This is a genomic window from Azospirillum sp. TSH64 (genome assembly GCF_003116035.1).
GTDB lineage: Bacteria > Pseudomonadota > Alphaproteobacteria > Azospirillales > Azospirillaceae > Azospirillum.
On sequence record NZ_LGQW01000015.1, the window covers coordinates 2,204,336 to 2,221,381 of the forward strand.

Genomic DNA, 17,046 nt, shown 5'->3' on the forward strand with positions numbered 1-17,046 from the left:
CGTTCCCTATGAGCGCCAGCGACCCTATGCCTGTACCGAGTGCCCTTGGAGGATTGTTGCCATGAACGCTGTTGTCGTCCGCCTGTGTGCCGTTTTCGGCCGTTCCGTTGCTGCCTCGATCGGAATGGCGGCCGGAATAGCGATGGCCGGGGCCACGATTGGCGCCGGCTTCACCGCGGTCCCGGTCCAGGCCGCGACCCTCGACACCATCGCCAAGCAGGCGATCCTGGTCGATCTGACCTCTGATACCGTGCTGTTCGAGAAGAACGCCGACGAACGCATGGCGCCCTCGTCGATGAGCAAGATCATGACCGCCTACATGGTGTTCGAGGCGATCAAGGGCGGCCGCCTGACACTGGAGAGCACCCTGCCGGTCAGCGAGCGGGCCTGGCGGATGCAGGGCTCCAAGATGTTCGTGGAGCTTCACAACAACATCAAGGTCGACGACCTTCTGAAGGGCATGATCGTCCAGTCCGGCAACGACGCCTGCATCGTGCTGGCCGAGGGGCTGGCCGGATCGGAGCAGTCCTTCGCCGAACAGGCGACCAAGCGCGCGAAGGAGCTGGGGCTGAAGAGCAGCAACTTCGCCAATGCCACCGGCTGGCCCGACCCCAACCACTACATGACCGCCCGCGATCTTGCGATCCTGGCCGAACGGCTGATCAAGGACTTCCCCGAATTCTACAAGTACGATTCGATCCGGGAGTTCAGGTATCACGGCATCACCCAGGGCAACCGCAACCCGCTGCTCTACCGCAACATGAACGTCGACGGGCTGAAGACCGGCCACACCGATGCAGGCGGCTACGGCCTGACGGCGTCGGGCGAACGCGAGGGGCGCCGGCTGCTGCTGGTGGTCAACGGCCTGCCCAGCATGCAGGCGCGCGCCGACGAATCGGCCCGGCTGATCGAGTGGGGCTTCCGCGAATTCGCCTCCTACACCCTCTACAAGGGCGGCGAGACCATCGAGCAGGTGCCGGTCTGGCTGGGCGAGCAGGACATGGTGCCGGTCGCCGTGCCGCAGAACCTGAGCGTCACCATGGCCCGCGCCGACCGCCCCGGCATGAAGGTGTCGCTGGTCAGCAACGCCCCGGTCGCCGCGCCGATCAAGAAGGGCGACACGGTGGGCAAGCTGGTGATCTCCGCCCCCGGCTTCCCGGGCAAGGAGGTGCCGGTGGTGGCCGCCCAGGATGTGCCGAAGGCCGGCATCTTCGGCCGCGCCTTCGCCGCCGCCAAGTATCTCGTGTTCGGCAACAGCCTGTGACCGTGACGACGATGCCGACCGCTCCGGCCCCCTCCGCCAAGCGCGGCCGCTTCATCACGCTGGAAGGCGGCGAAGGGGCCGGCAAGTCGACGCAGCTACGCCGGCTGGCCGAGACCTTGCGGGACTCCCTCCGCGTCCGCGGCGTCGAGCTGGTGCCGACGCGCGAGCCGGGCGGATCGCCGGGTGCGGAGGAGATCCGCGGGCTGCTGGTGACCGGCGAGACCGGCCGCTGGAGTGCCACCACCGAGGCGCTGTTGCACACCGCCGCCCGCCGCGACCATCTGGAGCGCACGGTGTGGCCGGCGCTGGAGGCCGGGCATTGGGTGCTGTGCGACCGCTTCTTCGACAGCACCATGGCCTATCAGGGCTATGGGCTGGGGCTGGGGCGCGATCTGATCGAGACCTTGCAGACGGCGGCGCTCGGCGGCTTCCGTCCCGACCTGACGCTGATCCTCGACATCAAGGTGGAGACCGGCCTCCGCCGTGCCGTGGCGCGCCATGGCGGCGAGGACCGCTATGAGCGGATGGACGTCGGCTTCCACCAGCGGCTGCGTGACGGCTTCCTCGACATCGCGCGGCGGGAACCGGAGCGCTGTGCGGTGATCGATGCCGATGCCGACCTCGATACCGTGCAGGCACGCATCCGGGACACCGTCGCCACCCGCCTGGGACTGGCCCAAGGGCTGGCGTCGTGAGCAAGGCGCGCACCCCGGCTCCGGCAGGCCCTGCCGCGGAAGAGGCGCTCGCCCCGCGGCGCAACCCGGATCTCGTTGGGCATGAGGAGGCGGAGCGGCTGCTGCTTGAGGCGTGGAACTCCGGCCGGCTGCCGCACGCCTGGCTTATCGGCGGCACGCCGGGCATCGGCAAGGCGACGCTGGCCTTCCGCTTCGCCCGCTTCGTCCTGGCCCAGGATCCGCCCGGCGACAGCCTCTTCGGCGGAAGCGCCCCGGTCACCTCGCTGCACATCGGTCCCGACCATCCGGTGTTCCGCCGGGTGGCGTCGGGCGGCCATGCCGACATGCTGACCATCGAACGCCAGCGCGACGAGAAAAAGGGCCGGCTGAAGCGTGACATCGCCGTCGACGACGTGCGCAAGATCGGCCCCTTCCTGCGCCGCACCTCGGCGGAAGGCGGCTGGCGCGTCGCGGTGATCGACGGCGCCGACCGCATGAATCTCAGCGGCCTGAACGCGATCCTGAAGATCCTGGAGGAGCCGCCGCCCGGCGCCCTGCTGCTGCTGGTCAGCGACAATCCCGGCGGCATGCTGCCGACCATCCGCTCGCGCTGCCGCAAGCTGACGCTGAAGCCGCTGGCCGAAGACACGGTGATCGACCTGCTGGGCCAGCACCGGCCCGACATCGCCGCCGACGACCGCCCGGCGTTGGCCCGCCTGTCGGAGGGCAGCGTCGGCCGCGCCATCGACCTTGCCGATGCCGGTGGCCTTGCGCTCTACCGCGAGATGATCGGGCTGCTGTCCGACCTGCCGCGCATCGACATCGTCGCGGCGCACGCCTTCGGCGACAAGCTGACCCGCAAACAGGATGACGGGATGTTCGAGACGGCGACCGAGCTGCTGGTCTGGTGGCTGGCCCGCTTCGCCCGCTCGCTCGCCCGCGGCTCCTGGCCGGCGGAAGTGGTGCCGGGCGAAGCCGCCCTGATGACCCGATTGGCGAACGCCCGCGGTCTTGAACGTTGGGTGGAGGTGTGGGAAAAGGTTCAGCGTCTTTTCGCGCGCGCGGAATCCGCAAACCTGGACCGCAAGCAGGTGGTCCTGAACGCCCTGTCGGCGCTGGAAACGGCAGCCGCCTAGCGTTATTTCAGAACCTGCCGGTTGACCCTGACTTGAAAGAAAGTGCCGCAAATGGCCGGGCCGAAGACCTTCTACCTGACGACGCCGATCTATTACGTGAACGACGTGCCGCACATCGGCCACGCCTACACGACGCTTGCCTGCGACGTCCTTGCCCGGTTCATGCGCCTCGACGGCTATGACGTGAAGTTTCTGACCGGCACCGACGAGCACGGCCAGAAGGTGGAGAAGTCGGCGGAGAAGGCCGGCATAGCGCCGCAGGAGTTCACCGACCGGGTGTCGCAGAACTTCCGCGATCTCGTCTCGCTGATGAACTATTCCAACGACGACTTCATCCGCACCACCGAGCCGCGCCACGTCAAGTCGGTGCAGGCGCTGTGGACGGTTCTGAAGGATCGCGGCGAGATCTATCTCGGCTCCTACGCCGGCTGGTATTCGGTCCGCGACGAGGCCTTCTACGGCGAAGACGAGCTGACCACCAATGCCGAGGGCAAGAAGATCGCCCCCACCGGCGCCGAGTGCGAATGGGTCGAGGAGCCGTCCTACTTCTTCAAGCTCTCGGCCTGGCAGGACCGGCTGATCGAGTTCTACGAGCAGAACCCGGATTTCATCGCGCCGGCCGGCAAGCGCAACGAGGTGATGTCCTTTGTCAAGTCCGGCCTGAAGGACCTGTCGGTCAGCCGCACCACCTTCAAGTGGGGCATCCCGGTGCCGGGCGACGACGCCCACATCATGTATGTCTGGCTCGACGCGCTGGCGAACTACATCACCGCCGTCGGCTATCCCGACACCACCGGCGACTATGCCAAATACTGGCCGGCCGACCTGCACATGGTCGGCAAGGACATCCTGCGCTTCCACGCCGTCTACTGGCCGGCCTTCCTGATGGCCGCCGGCCTGCAGCCGCCCCGCCGCGTGTTCGCCCATGGCTGGTGGACCATCGAAGGCCAGAAGATGTCGAAGTCCTTGGGCAACGTCATCGCCCCGGACTCGCTGGTCAACACCTATGGCCTCGACCAGACCCGCTATTTCCTGCTGCGCGAAGTGCCGTTCGGCAATGACGGCGACTTCTCGCACAAGCAGATGGTCAACCGGATCAACGGCAACCTCGCCAACGATTACGGCAATCTGGTGCAGCGCGTCCTGTCGATGATCGGCAAGAACTGCGCCGCCGCCGTGCCGACGCCGGGTGCGTTCACCGAGGCCGACAACGTCCTGCTCGGTGCCGCTTATGGCATGCTCGACATCGTCCGGGCGGAAATCAGGGCGCAGGCCTTCCACAAGGCGCTCGACGCCATCTGGGCCGTGGTCGGCGACGCCAACCGCTATGTCGACGAACAGGCCCCGTGGGCGTTGAAGAAGACCGACCCGGCGCGCATGGCGACCGTGCTCTATGTGCTGGCCGAGACGATCCGCCATCTGGCGATCCTGACCCAGCCGGTGATGCCCGACGCCTCCGCCAAGATCCTCGACCTGCTGGCGCTGGGTCCGGATGCGCGCGGCTTCGGCACGCTGGGTCCGTCGGGGGCGCTGGCAGCCGGCACGCCGTTGCCGACGCCGCAGGGCGTCTTCCCGCGTTACGTCGAAGAACCGAAGGCCTGAGTTCCCCTGATGCTTGTCGACAGCCATTGCCATCTCGACTTTCCCGATTTCGCCGAAGAGCTGGACGCGGTCGTCGACCGCGCCCGGCAGGCCGGCATCGGGCGGATGGTCACCATCTGCACCTACATCAGCCGCTTCGACCGCATCCTGGCGGTGGCGGAACGCTATGACGACATCCTCTGCACGGTGGGGGTCCATCCCCACCAGGCGGCGGAAGAGTTCGCCATCACCACCGTCGACAAGTTGGTCGAGCTGTCGCGCCATCCCAAGGTGATCGGGCTGGGCGAAACCGGGCTCGACTATTTCTACGACAAGAGCCCGCGCGACCAGCAGCAGGAGTGTTTCCGCCGGCACATCCGCGCCAGCCTGGAGACCGGCCTGCCGCTGATCATCCACACCCGCGACGCCGACGACGACACCATGCGCATCGTCAAGGAGGAAGCGGCCGGCCAGCCGGTGAAGGGGCTGCTGCACTGCTTCAGCTCCGGCCGGGCGCTGGCGGAGGAGGCGGTGGAGTACGGCTTCACCCTGTCGCTGTCGGGGATCGTCACCTTCAAGAAGTCGGAAGAACTGCGCGCCATCGTGAAGGACGTGCCGCTCGACCGCATCCTGGTGGAGACGGACGCGCCCTATCTGGCGCCGATCCCCTTCCGCGGCAAGCGCAACGAGCCGGCTTATGTCGCCCACACCGCGGCCTGCGTGGCGGAGGTGAAGGGCGTGTCGGCGGAGGAACTGGCCCGCGTCACCACCGACAACTTCTTCCGCCTGTTCGCCAAGGCCACCCAGCACACGGCCGCTGCATGAGCGAAGCCGGCGCATCACCCGGTGCTGCGCGCGTAACCGTCCTTGGCTGCGGCGGATCGCGCGGCGTGCCGGTGATCGCCGGTGTGCCCGGCGGCCAGTGGGGCCGTTGCGACCCCGCCAATCCGAAGAACCGGCGCATGCGCCCGTCGGTTCTGGTCGAGCGGGACGGCGTTTCGGTGTTGGTCGATACCTCCCCCGACCTGCGGCAGCAGTTGCTCGACAGCGGCTGTGCGCGGCTGGACGCCGTGCTGTGGACGCACCAGCATGCCGACCATTGCCACGGCATCGACGAGTTGCGCGAGATCTGCCGCAACATGCATGCGCCGATCGACGCCTATGGCTGGGACGAGCATCTGCGCGACATCGAGATCCGCTTCCCCTACTGCTTCGATCCGCTGCCGGAGGGCTATCCCTTCTACCGGCCGGTGTTGAACAGCCACCGGATCGACGGGCCGTTCAGCGTCAGGGGGATGGAGATCACGCCGTTCGAGCAGGACCACGGCTATATGCGTACGGTCGGCTACCGGTTCGGCAGCTTCGCCTATTCGACCGACGTGGTGCGGCTGGACGACCGGGCCTTTGACGCGCTGGCCGGCGTGGACACCTGGATGGTCGATTGCGGGCGGATCGAGCCGCCGCATCCGGTGCACGCGCATTTGGCGCTGACGCTGGAGTGGATCGAGCGGGTGCAGCCGCGGCGGGCCTATCTGACCCACATGGACAACACGATGGACTATGACAGCCTGCGGCGGATTCTGCCGGAGGGGGTCGAGCCGGCATATGATGGGCTGGTGATCGAGGTCTAGGTCTCGCACGGGAGGGGGCGGAAATTCACCCCCTCCCAGCGATGCTTACTTCTTCTTCTCAAGCGGCGGGGCCGCATAGACGAAGCGGTCGAAGCTGTATTCGGCGACGCGGAACCACAGATACTCTTCCTCGCGGAACTTCTTCCACGCGTCGTAGATCTTGCGGAACTTCTCGTTCTTCGCCGCTTCGTCCTCGTACACCTCGATGGCGGCCTGATAGCAGGCCTGCATCACCTCGTTCGGGAAGGGACGCAGCTGGGTGCCGCTGGCGACCAGGCGCTTCAGCGCGGTCATGTTCTGGACGTCGTACTTGCCCAGCATGTCCAGCGTCGCGTCGGCGCAGGCCGCTTGCAACGCCGCCTTGTAGGTGGGCGGCAGCGATTCGAACTTCTCCTTGCCGAACAGCATGGAGACCTGCGGGCCGCCTTCCCACCAGCCGGGATAGTAGTAGTATTTGGCGACCTTCTGGAAGCCGAGCTTCTCGTCGTCATAGGGGCCGACGAACTCGGCGCCGTCGATGGTGCCCTTTTCCAACGCCGGATAGATGTCGCCGCCGCCGATCTGCTGCGGCACGACGCCGAGCTTGGCCATGATGGTGCCGGCATAGCCGCCGATGCGGAACTTCAGGCCCTTCAGATCCTCGACCGTCTTGATTTCCTTGCGGAACCAGCCGCCCATCTGGGTTCCGGTGTTGCCGGCGCCGATGGAGACGAGATTGTGGCCGGCGAAGAACTCCGCCATCAGCTCCTTGCCGCCGCCATGGGTCATCCAGGCGTTCTGCTGGCGGGCGTTCAGGCCGAACGGCATCGCCGCATCAAAGGCGAAGGTCGGATCCTTGCCGACATAATAGTAGGAAACGGTGTGGCCGCACTCGATGGTGTTGTCCTTCACCGCGTCCAGAACCTGGAGCGCCGGAACGATTTCGCCAGCCGCGAAGACGCGGATCTGGAACTTGCCGTCCGTCAACTCGGCCACGCGCTTCGCCACGAACTCAGCACCGCCATAGATGGTGTCGAGGCTCTTGGGGAAGCTGGAGGCGCAGCGCCACTTGATCTCGGGCGCGGACTGGGCGATGGCGGGGGCGGCAAGCGTGCTGGCGGCGACGCCCACACCGGCGGAGGTCAGAAATGCACGACGTTTCATCCGGAAGCTCCCTTGTCCATTCTCGTTATGTGTTCTTGTCGCCGGACCGGCGGACACCCCGCGCTGGGGGCGGCCGGGCCGCACCCGTCAAGGTCCGGTCCCTCACAGGACAGGACGAAACCGGGTGAGCGGGGAAAGCGGGAATGAGTGGGATGCACGCTCGACCAGCCCGGACAGCGCACCGCGGTGAACCGCGGAACCGGCGGACCCCGGCGCAAAGCGCCCCCGTCCAGTCCCGCGGCTTCCCGTCGTTGGTGTGCGTTTCCTCCCGTCCATCCGGGTTTGCCGCCGGCCTTCCGGCCGATCCGCCCCAGCTTTCTTTTGCTGCCCGGATTATGCAGGAAGCAAACGGTCCGGATCAAGTGCGAACGGGAATTGAGGTCTGTATTTCAGAGGTTTAAGGCTGCGGCGCGAAGCCGCGGGTTCCATTCAACCATGGGGCCCGACAACGGCGCTATCCCATTCCCGACCCGCTCGGCACTTAATGTCTCGACTCCGGCGGCCGCACCCCCATCTTTTGCAAGGCGCGCCCCGGGAACCGGGCCCGGCTGAATTGTTGATGAGGGCGGAGCAGACACTTGCGGGTAGAACGGCCATGAAAGGCGCGGCCATGAGGGAAGGAACTGCGGCGCAGAGCGGGAACGAGACGGCGGCACGCGACCTCCGGCTGGACTTCTTCCGCGGTCTGGCCCTGTGGTTCATCTTCGTGAACCACATTCCGGCCAACCAGATCTCGTGGGCGACGCCGCGGAATTTCGGGCTGAGCGACGCCACGGAGATCTTCGTCTTCATCTCCGGCTACACCGCCGCCCTGGTCTATGGCCGCACGCTGGACCGGCAGGGAATGCCGATGGCGGCGGCACAGGTGCTGCACCGCTGCTGGACGCTGTACGCCACCTACATCATCCTGTTCTTCGCCTACACCGCGCAGATCGCCTACACCGCCCGCGCCTTCGACAGCCCGCTTTTCGCGGAGGAGATGGGCATCGCTGGCTATTTCCAGGACCCGGTCACCGCCCTGACCCAGGCCATCCTGCTGAAATTCCGGCCGGCGAACCTGGATGTGCTGCCGCTCTACATCGTGCTTCTGCTGGCGATGGCGCTTCTCCTGCCGGCGCTGCGCCGCCGGCCGCTGGGGGTGCTGGCGGGATCGGCGGCGCTCTATCTGGCAGCGCGGCAATGGGGATGGAACCTGCCGACCTACCCGGACGGCGGCGTCTGGTACTTCAACCCCTTCACCTGGCAGTTCCTGTTCGTGCTGGGCGCGTCGCTGCAGTTCCAGCCGGATCTTCGGACGGTGCTGACCCGCTTCCGCCGTCCGGTGGCGGTCGCCGCCGGTGCGGTCCTGCTGGCCAGCCTGTTCCTGACGCTGTCCTGGAAATTCGCCCCGCTGCATGCGCTGATCCCGGTGTGGCTGACCGAGATCCTCTATCCCATCAGCAAGACCGACCTCGACCCGTTGCGCCTGCTGCATTTCTTCGCGCTGGCCTATCTGGTGCTGTGGCTCGTGCCGGCTGGGGCGTCCTGGCTGCGGGGATCGCTGGCCGCCCCGGTGCTCGCCTGCGGGAAGCAGTCGCTGCATGTGTTCTGCCTGGGCGTGCTTTTGTCCTTCGCCGGCCAGACGGTTCTGGTCCATGTCAGCGGCTCGCTTTCCGCCCAGTTCCTTGTTACGGTGCTGGGCATCGCCATGATGGTGCTGATGGCGCGCTTCCTGAACTGGTACCAGTCGGCGGAGCGGGCGCGGCGCCACCGGGTTGCCGCCACGACGAAGATGGGCACATGAGGGGTGCATGGCGAGAAGGCAGGGGCAAGGGCGGGGACGGCGATTGCTGACCGTCACGGCGATCCTGCTGGCGGCAGCGCTGTTCGTTTCGCCCGATCGCACTCTGGCTGGCCAATCCGCCGCACCGTCCGTCGATCCCGCCTGTGCCGTGCCGGAGTCAATCCTCGCTCCCGGCGGCGTGCTGCCGCGGGTCTCGGCGCAGCTTGCCGCCGGCCGGCCTTTGTCGGTCCTGGTCGTCCATTCCGCGAAATCCCCGCCCAAGCCCGGCATCCCCGGCTATCCTGCCCGGCTTGAAGGCGAATTGAAGCGCCGCCTGCCCGGCCGCGAGGTCAGCACCGCCGTGCTGAGCCTGCCCGGCGAGGCGGCCCCGGCGATGGTCGCCCCACTGACCCAGGCGGTGGAGAACCAGAGGCCGGCGCTGGTCGTCTGGCAGACCGGCACGGTCGACGCCATGCGCAGCCTGGATCTGGAGAGTTTCGGCACTGCGCTCCAGTCAGGCATCGCCGAGGTCCAGCGCCGCGGTGCCGACATCGTCATCATGGACATGCAGTACAGCATGCACACCGCGCAGCTGATCGATTTCACACCCTACGTATCCTACATGTCCTGGCTGTCCCAGAGTTCCGACGTTTTCCACTTCCCCCGCTACGACATCATGCGGCATTGGGTGGAGGACGGCCGGGTCGATTTCGCCGACGAATCGGACGAGGCGAAACGGCGTTCTTATGAATTCGTTCACCAATGCATCGGACAATTGCTGGCACAAAGCGTCGCGACGATGATCGACCCTCTGTCGATCGGCCGGCGCACCGGAGCGAGCAATTGAGGTCTGTCCTGCCGTCCGCCGTCCGCATGCTGTCGCTGATCGCCACTCTGACCGCCACCAGCTTGGCCGCCGCCAACCTGGCCGTCCCCGGTCCGGCCCAGGCGGCAGAGTCCGCGGCCCCCGCCAACTGCCAGCTTCCGCGGAGCGAGTCCGCCCTGACGATCCCGCTGACGCAGCTGTCGCAGCGCATCGCGACGGGGGCGCCGATCCGCATCGTCGCCATCGGCTCCTCCTCCACCGCCGGGGCAGGGGCGAGTGCGCCGGACAAGGCCTATCCGGCCCGGCTCGACCATTACCTGAGCGAGCGGTTCCGCAACGCCGACATCGTGGTGCTGAACCGCGGCATCAACGGTGAGACCGACGACCAGACCGAAAAGCGGATCGAGGCCGACGCGCTGGGCGCCAAGCCCGATCTGGTGATCTGGCAGGTGGGGGCGAACACGGTGCTGCGCGACGGCGACCAGTCCTTGAGCGAGCAGTCGGTCCGCCAGGGGGTGGCGCAACTGCGCGCCGCCGGGGTCGAGGTGGTGCTGATGGACCTGCAATATTCCCCGAAGATGCTGGAAAAGACCGGCGTCGCCCCGATGCTGACCCGCATCGCCGGGATCGCCAGCGACAACCGCGTCGGGCTCTTCCACCGCTTCGATGTGATGAAGTCTCTGGTGGAGACTCGCGGGATGACCATGGCCGATCTGATCGGGCCGGACGGCGTCCATGGGAACGACGCCGGATACGACTGCGTCGCCCGCATGCTGGCGGTCGGGATCGAGGACGCGGTGAGCGTCCACAACAGCGGGCTTCAGCGGTAACCGAAGCGGGGCGGACCTCCGCCCTACAACGCCCCCCCTTCAGCGCTGCATCATCGCGCTTTCCTTGCCGCAGAGGAAAAACACCTTCGAGTAGACCTTCAGCAGCGCATCGGTCAGCGCCTGCACCTCGGGGCTGCCCATGGCGCGCGGCTTTGCAGGGTCGACATGCAGGACGCAGCTGTCCTTCACGTCGTTGAAGGCGGCCAGCGCATGGATGCGGTCGGGGCGGAACTCGTCGGGGAAATTCTCGTCCATCAGCCAGAAGCACTGGAAGTTCCGGCAGGATTGCGGCCGCTCCTCGTAGATCGAACAGCCCTTGCCCTGGTCGCAGGACGCGCACCACTTGGCGGAGGGCTTCTTCAGCTCGGGCACGCCCATCAGCTTGCAGCACAGGGTGCATTCACCGCAGGTGCGGTCGGACATCAGGCAAACTCCAAATAACGACGGCTCGCAGCGGCTCTACGCCGGTGCTGGCAGGGCGACGTGCTCATCCTCGGCGGCCAGAAGCCGCTCCACCGAGTCCGGCAGGGCGGGACGGGCGAAGTGGTAGCCTTGGGCGTATTGGCACAGACCGCGCAAATACACCGCTTCGTCCGCCGTTTCCACCCCTTCCGCCACGCAATCCAGCCGCAAAATGGTGGCAAGGCCGGCAATGACCTGGACGATGGCGGCGTTGCCCTCCCCAGTCGACACCGCGCGGACGAAGCTGCGGTCGATCTTCAGCACATCCACCGGCAGCTTGTGCAGATAGGCCAGCGACGAATAGCCGGTGCCGAAATCGTCAATCGACAGCCGAACGTCCATGTCGCGCAGGCTCTGCATCAGCATCCGGCATTCGTCCGGATCCTGGACCAGCAGGCTCTCGGTCAACTCCAGCTTCAGGCTGGAGGGCGGGATCGCCACCGCATCCAGCAGATCGCGAACGGCGCCGACGATGTCGTCGTCACGGAACTGGCGGGTTGAGACGTTGACGCTCATGAACAGCGGCACGGGCCTGGGAAAGCGCGCCTGCCACGCCGCCAGCTGCCGCACCGCCTCTCCCAGCGCCCAGCGGCCCATCGGCGCGATCAGCCCGGTCTCCTCGGCCAGCGGGATGAACTCCAGCGGAGACACCAGGCCGCGGTCTGGATGGTTCCAGCGCATCAGCGCCTCGAAACCGGCGATGGCACCGCTCTCCAGCAGGACGATGGGCTGGTAATGCAGGCAGAGCTGCCCCTGCTCCAGCGCGGCGCGCAGGTCGGCCTCCATGCGCATCGCCGCCATCGCCTGCCGGCGCAGGTTGGCGTCGAACACGTCGATGCGCGCCCGCCCGCCGCTCTTGGCGCGGTACATGGCGAGGCTGGCGTCGCGCAGCATGTCCTCCGCCCGCTCGTAGCCGGTCTGGCTCAAGGCCACGCCGATGGAGGCGGTCAGCACCACGTCATGCCCCTCGGCCAGCGTCACCGGGCGGGAGATGGCGCGGGCCATCCGCTCCGCCGCCTCCAGCGCGTCGCCGGCATCGTCCATCTCGTCCACCAGCACGGCGAACTCGTCGGCGGACAGGCGGGCCAGCGTGTCGCCGACGCGGCGGCTGACGTCCAGCCGCTCGGCGACGATGCGCAGCATGCGGTCGCCGGCGCTGGTGCCGAGCGCGTCGTTGATCGCCTTGAAACGGTCAAGGTCGATGATGATGGTGGCGAAGGGATGGGAGCCGGCACGGCGGTTGCGGTCGAGCGCCTGCCCGATGCGGTCCAGCAGAAGCGTGCGGTTCGGCAGGCCGGTCATGCTGTCGTGGACGGCGTTGAACAGGATTTGTTGTTCGGCCTTCTTGCGCGCCGTGATGTCGGTCATCGAGCCGGCCATGCGGACGGCAAAGCCTTTGTCATTGCGGACGGCCAGCCCGCGCACCAGCATCCACATCTCCTGGCCACCCTTGCCGCGGATGCGGAACTCCTGCTGCAGGTGCGGGCGCTCGCCGACCAGGTGCAGGCCGATCGCGGTGCGCAGCCCGTCGAGGTCGCCCGGCATGACCCGGCTGAACCATTCGTCGACGGAGCCGGCGATCTCCGCCTCCTCGAAGCCGAGCATCGCCTTCCAGCGCGGCGAGTAGTAGACCTCGCCGCTGTCGATGTGCCAGTCCCACAGCCCGTCGGCGGCCCCTGCCGCGGCGAGGGCGTAGCGCTCCTCGCTCTGGCGCAGGCGCTGCTCGGCGGTCTTGCGGTCGGTCACGTCGGCCTGGCTGCCGACGAGGCGGATCGGCTTGCCCGCGGCGTCCAGAACGGCGATGCCGCGGCAGGCCATCCAGCGGATCGCCCCGGCGGCGTTGCGCATGCGGTATTCGACTTGGAAGGCCGCTTCCGCCTCGCTTTCCGATTCTGGCCCTGCCCGGCCGAGGGAGGCCATCGCATCGGTCAGGATGGCGCGGTCGGCCGCCAGGATGCGGCCCAGCCACTCCTGCGGCTCGTCGGTCAGATCCGCCGGCGAGAGCCCGAGAAGCGAGGCCCATCGCGGCGAGTAATAGACGCGGTCGGTGACCAGATCCCAGTCATAGAGCCCGTCATTGCTGGCCGCGGCGGCGAGCGCGTAGCGTTCCTCGCTGCGGCGCAGCTCCTGTTCGGCATGCTTGCGGTCGGTGATGTCGGCGACCGACCCGACCAGCCGGATCGGCTCGCCCGAATCGTCCATCACCGCCATGCCGCGGCAGACCAGCCAGCGCCAATGCGGCTTTGCCGCAGCGGACGCATCGGCGCGGCGGACGCGGTGTTCGATCTGGAAGGGGACGGACAGCCCGACCATCTGCGCCTCGAACGAGGCATGCAGCCAGTCGACGTCCTCCGGATGGACCAGCGAAAGCCAGTCGTTCGGCCGGTTGGACTCGCGGCTGGGATCGCCCTGCGGCAGCCCGAGGAAATCCTTGAAGCGGGGGGAGAGGTACAGCGTGTCGCTGCGCAGGTCCCAATCCCAGACGCCTTCGGTTCCGGCCTTTTCCGCCAGCAGATATCGGTCGATGTTGGTGTTCAAGACCCCTCGTCGGACCCGTCGGCGGTCAGCGATTGGTGGGGCCTCCCACCGTTGAGGGTCCGATGGTATGGGCATTTTGGTGAAGAAACCATAAATGCTCCAAGCACGCCGTTATCGCGGTTGCCGAGGGTTCCTTCCGCGAAATTTTTTCCTATATTAGGATAGCTCGCCACCTCTTCCGAAACCGGCACCGATGGATTGGTCCGATCAGGGAATCGTTCTGTCATCCCGTCCCCAGGGGGAAGGGTCCGCCGTCGCGACTTTGCTGACGCGCGAACACGGTCGCCATGCCGGGATGATTATGGGCGGACGCTCGGTGCGCCAGCGCGGCACGCTGGAACCGGGAACGCTGGTCCATGCCCGCTGGCGCGGCCGGTTGCCCGAACATCTCGGCCATTTCACGCTGGAGTCGGTGAAGGGCTATGCCGCCAATTTCTTCGACGATGCCCAGGCGCTGGCCGCCCTGATCAGCGCCTGCGCGCTGGTGGAGGCGGCGCTGCCGGAGCGGGAGGCGCACCCTGCCCTGTTCGACGGGCTGCTCGCCCTGTTCGGCCTGCTGGACGGGCCGGCCTGGGCGGAGACCTATGTGCGGTGGGAGATCGGACTGCTGGCCGAGCTTGGATTCGGCCTCGACCTCGACCGCTGTGCGGTGTCGGGGGCCAACGACTATCTCGCCTATGTCAGTCCGCGCACCGGCCGCGCCGTGACCGCATCGGTGGGAGAGCCCTACCGCGACCGTCTGCTTCCCCTGCCCGATTTCCTGGCCGGACGCGGCGGCGGCGGGCCGGCGGCTGTGGCCGACGGGCTGCGGCTGACCGCTCATTTCCTGGAACGCCACGTGCTGAACGGGCCGCTGCCGCCCGCGCGTGAACGCTTGAGAGAACGTTACGCGAACGCGGTAGCGCGTTCGGCCTGAAACTGCTAGACCCCATCATCATGAAGCCGCAAAATCCCGCCTCCGAAATCCTGGAAAAGCCGCTGGCCGACGCGCTCGGCGAGCGGTATCTCAGCTACGCGCTGTCCACCATCGTGTCCCGCTCGCTGCCCGACGTGCGCGACGGGCTGAAGCCGGTGCACAGACGCCTGCTGTTCGCCATGAGCCAGCTCCGGCTGGAACCGACGACGCCGCCCAAGAAATCGGCCCGCGTCGTCGGCGACGTGATCGGCAAGTTCCATCCGCACGGCGACACCTCCGTCTACGACGCGCTGGTGCGGCTGGCGCAGGACTTCTCCGTCCGCTACCCGCTGGTCGACGGCCAGGGCAATTTCGGCAACATCGACGGCGATAACGCCGCGGCGATGCGATACACCGAAGCCCGCCTGACCGAGGTCGCCAAGGCGCTGCTGGAGGGCATCGACGAGGATGCCGTCGATTTCCGCCCGACCTATGACGGCGACGGCGACGAGCCGGCGGTGCTGCCCGCCAACTTCCCCAACCTTCTGGCCAACGGGTCGAGCGGCATCGCCGTCGGCATGGCCACCAACATCCCGCCGCACAATGTCGGCGAGATCTGCGACGCGCTGCGCCACCTGATCAAGCACCGCGACGCCAGCATCGAGACGCTGGTCGGCTTCATGCCCGGCCCGGATTTCCCCACCGGCGGCGTACTGGTCGAGTCGCCGCAGAATGTGATCGAGGCCTACCGCACCGGCCGCGGTGCCTTCCGCCTGCGCGCCCGCTGGGAGGTGGAGAAGCTGGGCCAGGGCACTTGGCAGATCGTCGTCACCGAAGTGCCCTATCAGGTGCAGAAGGCCCGGCTGGTCGAGAAGATCGCCGAGCTGCTGCTGGCCAAGAAACTGATCCTGCTGGACGACGTGCGCGACGAATCGGCGGAGGATGTGCGTCTCGTCCTGGTGCCGAAGAACCGCAATGTGGATCCCGAGGTTCTGATGGCCTCGCTGTTCCAGGCGACCGACCTGGAGATCCGCTTTTCTCTGAACATGAACGTGCTGGGTGCCGATCATGTGCCGCGGGTGATGAACCTGCGCGAGGTTCTGCAGGCCTTCCTCGACCACCGGCACGAGGTGCTGGTCCGCCGCTCCAACCACCGGCTGAAGCAGATCGACCATCGCCTCGAGGTTCTCGGCGGCTATCTCGCCGCGTACCTGAACCTCGACGAGGTCATCCGCATCATCCGCGAGGAGGACGAGCCGAAGCAGGAGCTGATCCGCGCCTTCACCCTGACCGACGTGCAGGCCGACGCCATCCTCAACATGCGCCTGCGCAACCTGCGCAAGCTGGAGGAGATGGAGATCCGGCGCGAGCACGAGGCGCTGACCACCGAGAAGAACGGCCTGCTGGAGCTGCTGGGCGACGAGACCCTGCGCTGGAAGCGGATCGCCGAGGGTGTGGTCGAGATCAAGAAGAAGTTCGGCGCCGGCGCGCTCGGCAAGCGGCGCACCGACGTGGCCGACGCGCCGACGGTGATCGAGGTGCCGCTGGACGCGCTGGTGGAACGCGAGCCGGTGACCGTGATTTGCTCGGCCAAGGGCTGGATCCGCACGGTGCGCGGCCACCTGACCGACGCCGAGGCGGAGGATGTGAAGTACAAGGACGGCGACGCGCGCGGCTTCATCGAGCGGTGCGAGACGACCGACAAGCTTCTGGTCTTCGCCAGCAACGGCAAGTTCTTCACCATCGGCGTCGACAAGCTGCCGCGCGGCCGCGGCTTCGGCGAGCCGGTCCGGCTGATGATCGACCTCGGCAACGACGTCGACATCGTCGACCTGTTCCGCCACCAGCCCGGCCGCACCCTGCTGGTGGTGTCGGAGGATGGCCGCGGCTTCCGCGTCGAGGAGGCTGAGGTGCTGGCCCAGACCCGCGCCGGCAAGCAGGTGCTGAACCTGGAGGACGGCAAGTCCGCCCGCATCTGCCAGCCGGTGAGCGGCGATACGCTCGCCATCATCGGCAACAACAGGAAGATGCTGGTCTTCCCGCTGGAGCAGGTGCCGGTGATGACCCGCGGCAAGGGCGTCCAGCTTCAGAAGTACAAGGACGCCAGCGTCGCCGACGTGAAGACCTTCACGCTGGCCGAGGGACTGAGCTGGAAGAACGGCGAGCGCAACTTCAACGTCAGCGACCTGACCGGCTGGATGGGCGACCGCGCCGGCCAGGGCAAGATGCCGCCGAACGGCTTCCCCAAGAACAACCGGTTCCTGTAAGAGCTGTAACTGGCAAAAAGCGCCCTCTCCCACCGCG

14 protein-coding genes are annotated in these 17,046 nt (G+C 67.1%); 11 read left to right on the forward strand and 3 right to left on the reverse strand.

Features of this window, described 5'->3' with window-relative positions:
* Window positions 1–61 precede the first annotated feature (61 nt).
* The 6 genes from TSH64_RS11540 to TSH64_RS11565 are packed head-to-tail and all read left to right on the forward strand — an operon-like array spanning window position 62 to window position 6,286.
* Window positions 62–1,264, forward strand: a complete 1,203-nt coding sequence (locus tag TSH64_RS11540) for a D-alanyl-D-alanine carboxypeptidase family protein (protein ID WP_109096852.1) — start codon at window positions 62–64, stop codon at window positions 1,262–1,264.
* An 11-nt stretch (window positions 1,265–1,275) separates the two neighbouring features.
* The gene (tmk, locus tag TSH64_RS11545; protein ID WP_109452556.1) at window positions 1,276–1,959 is read left to right on the forward strand and encodes a dTMP kinase; all 684 of its coding nucleotides are present in this window, start codon (window positions 1,276–1,278) and stop codon (window positions 1,957–1,959) included.
* Window positions 1,956–3,074, forward strand: coding sequence for a DNA polymerase III subunit delta' (locus TSH64_RS11550; protein WP_109096853.1), 1,119 nt, complete (start codon window positions 1,956–1,958; stop codon window positions 3,072–3,074). Before tmk ends, TSH64_RS11550 begins: the two co-directional genes overlap by 4 nt.
* 51 nt (window positions 3,075–3,125) lie before the next feature.
* On the forward strand, window positions 3,126–4,676 hold the full coding sequence (metG, locus tag TSH64_RS11555; protein ID WP_109096854.1) for a methionine--tRNA ligase: 1,551 nt from the start codon (window positions 3,126–3,128) through the stop codon (window positions 4,674–4,676).
* Between the two features lie 9 nt (window positions 4,677–4,685).
* Window positions 4,686–5,480, forward strand: a complete 795-nt coding sequence (locus tag TSH64_RS11560; protein ID WP_109096855.1) for a TatD family hydrolase — start codon at window positions 4,686–4,688, stop codon at window positions 5,478–5,480.
* The gene (locus TSH64_RS11565; RefSeq protein ID WP_109096856.1) at window positions 5,477–6,286 is read left to right on the forward strand and encodes an MBL fold metallo-hydrolase; all 810 of its coding nucleotides are present in this window, start codon (window positions 5,477–5,479) and stop codon (window positions 6,284–6,286) included. The genes TSH64_RS11560 and TSH64_RS11565 overlap by 4 nt, the downstream gene beginning before the upstream one ends.
* Window positions 6,287–6,331: 45 nt before the next feature.
* Here TSH64_RS11565 and TSH64_RS11570 read toward each other — a convergent pair whose 3' ends face one another.
* The gene (locus TSH64_RS11570) at window positions 6,332–7,429 is read right to left on the reverse strand and encodes a TRAP transporter substrate-binding protein (RefSeq protein ID WP_109047810.1); all 1,098 of its coding nucleotides are present in this window, start codon (window positions 7,427–7,429) and stop codon (window positions 6,332–6,334) included.
* Between the two features lie 610 nt (window positions 7,430–8,039).
* Here TSH64_RS11570 and TSH64_RS11575 point away from each other — a divergent pair.
* From TSH64_RS11575 to TSH64_RS11585, 3 genes are read left to right on the forward strand one after another with little or no spacing between them, the layout of a single operon-like run.
* Window positions 8,040–9,212 carry an OpgC domain-containing protein gene (locus TSH64_RS11575; RefSeq protein WP_109096857.1) on the forward strand — a complete coding sequence of 391 codons (1,173 nt, stop codon included), beginning with the start codon at window positions 8,040–8,042 and terminating at the stop codon, window positions 9,210–9,212.
* 43 nt (window positions 9,213–9,255) lie between these two features.
* The gene (locus TSH64_RS11580) at window positions 9,256–10,038 is read left to right on the forward strand and encodes a hypothetical protein (protein ID WP_109096858.1); all 783 of its coding nucleotides are present in this window, start codon (window positions 9,256–9,258) and stop codon (window positions 10,036–10,038) included.
* Window positions 10,035–10,847: an SGNH/GDSL hydrolase family protein gene (locus TSH64_RS11585; protein ID WP_247872891.1), complete on the forward strand. Its 813-nt coding sequence runs from the start codon at window positions 10,035–10,037 to the stop codon at window positions 10,845–10,847. Before TSH64_RS11580 ends, TSH64_RS11585 begins: the two co-directional genes overlap by 4 nt.
* Before the next feature lie 39 nt (window positions 10,848–10,886).
* Here the strand turns inward: TSH64_RS11585 and TSH64_RS11590 are convergent, their stop codons facing one another.
* Both TSH64_RS11590 and TSH64_RS11595 read right to left on the reverse strand, forming a co-directional pair.
* Window positions 10,887–11,270: a hypothetical protein gene (locus TSH64_RS11590; protein ID WP_109096859.1), complete on the reverse strand. Its 384-nt coding sequence runs from the start codon at window positions 11,268–11,270 to the stop codon at window positions 10,887–10,889.
* Window positions 11,271–11,306: 36 nt separating this feature from the next.
* On the reverse strand, window positions 11,307–13,847 hold the full coding sequence (locus TSH64_RS11595; protein ID WP_109096860.1) for a GGDEF and EAL domain-containing protein: 2,541 nt from the start codon (window positions 13,845–13,847) through the stop codon (window positions 11,307–11,309).
* Between the two features lie 193 nt (window positions 13,848–14,040).
* Here TSH64_RS11595 and recO point away from each other — a divergent pair, with 193 nt between their 5' ends.
* Together recO and parC are read left to right on the forward strand one after the other, a co-directional pair.
* Window positions 14,041–14,763, forward strand: coding sequence for a DNA repair protein RecO (recO, locus tag TSH64_RS11600; protein ID WP_109096861.1), 723 nt, complete (start codon window positions 14,041–14,043; stop codon window positions 14,761–14,763).
* A gap of 20 nt (window positions 14,764–14,783) precedes the next feature.
* Window positions 14,784–17,009, forward strand: coding sequence for a DNA topoisomerase IV subunit A (gene parC, locus TSH64_RS11605; protein ID WP_109096862.1), 2,226 nt, complete (start codon window positions 14,784–14,786; stop codon window positions 17,007–17,009).
* Window positions 17,010–17,046 lie beyond the last annotated feature (37 nt).

Coding starts and splice junctions, on each gene's coding strand:
- TSH64_RS11570 (WP_109047810.1), bottom strand. CDS start 7,429: ATGAAACGTCGTGCATTTCTGACCTCCGCCGGTGTGGGCGTCGCCGCC.
- recO (WP_109096861.1), top strand. CDS start 14,041: ATGGATTGGTCCGATCAGGGAATCGTTCTGTCATCCCGTCCCCAGGGG.
- TSH64_RS11575 (WP_109096857.1), top strand. CDS start 8,040: ATGAGGGAAGGAACTGCGGCGCAGAGCGGGAACGAGACGGCGGCACGC.
- parC (WP_109096862.1), top strand. CDS start 14,784: ATGAAGCCGCAAAATCCCGCCTCCGAAATCCTGGAAAAGCCGCTGGCC.
- TSH64_RS11540 (WP_109096852.1), top strand. CDS start 62: ATGAACGCTGTTGTCGTCCGCCTGTGTGCCGTTTTCGGCCGTTCCGTT.
- TSH64_RS11590 (WP_109096859.1), bottom strand. CDS start 11,270: ATGTCCGACCGCACCTGCGGTGAATGCACCCTGTGCTGCAAGCTGATG.
- metG (WP_109096854.1), top strand. CDS start 3,126: ATGGCCGGGCCGAAGACCTTCTACCTGACGACGCCGATCTATTACGTG.
- TSH64_RS11560 (WP_109096855.1), top strand. CDS start 4,686: ATGCTTGTCGACAGCCATTGCCATCTCGACTTTCCCGATTTCGCCGAA.
- tmk (WP_109452556.1), top strand. CDS start 1,276: ATGCCGACCGCTCCGGCCCCCTCCGCCAAGCGCGGCCGCTTCATCACG.
- TSH64_RS11565 (WP_109096856.1), top strand. CDS start 5,477: ATGAGCGAAGCCGGCGCATCACCCGGTGCTGCGCGCGTAACCGTCCTT.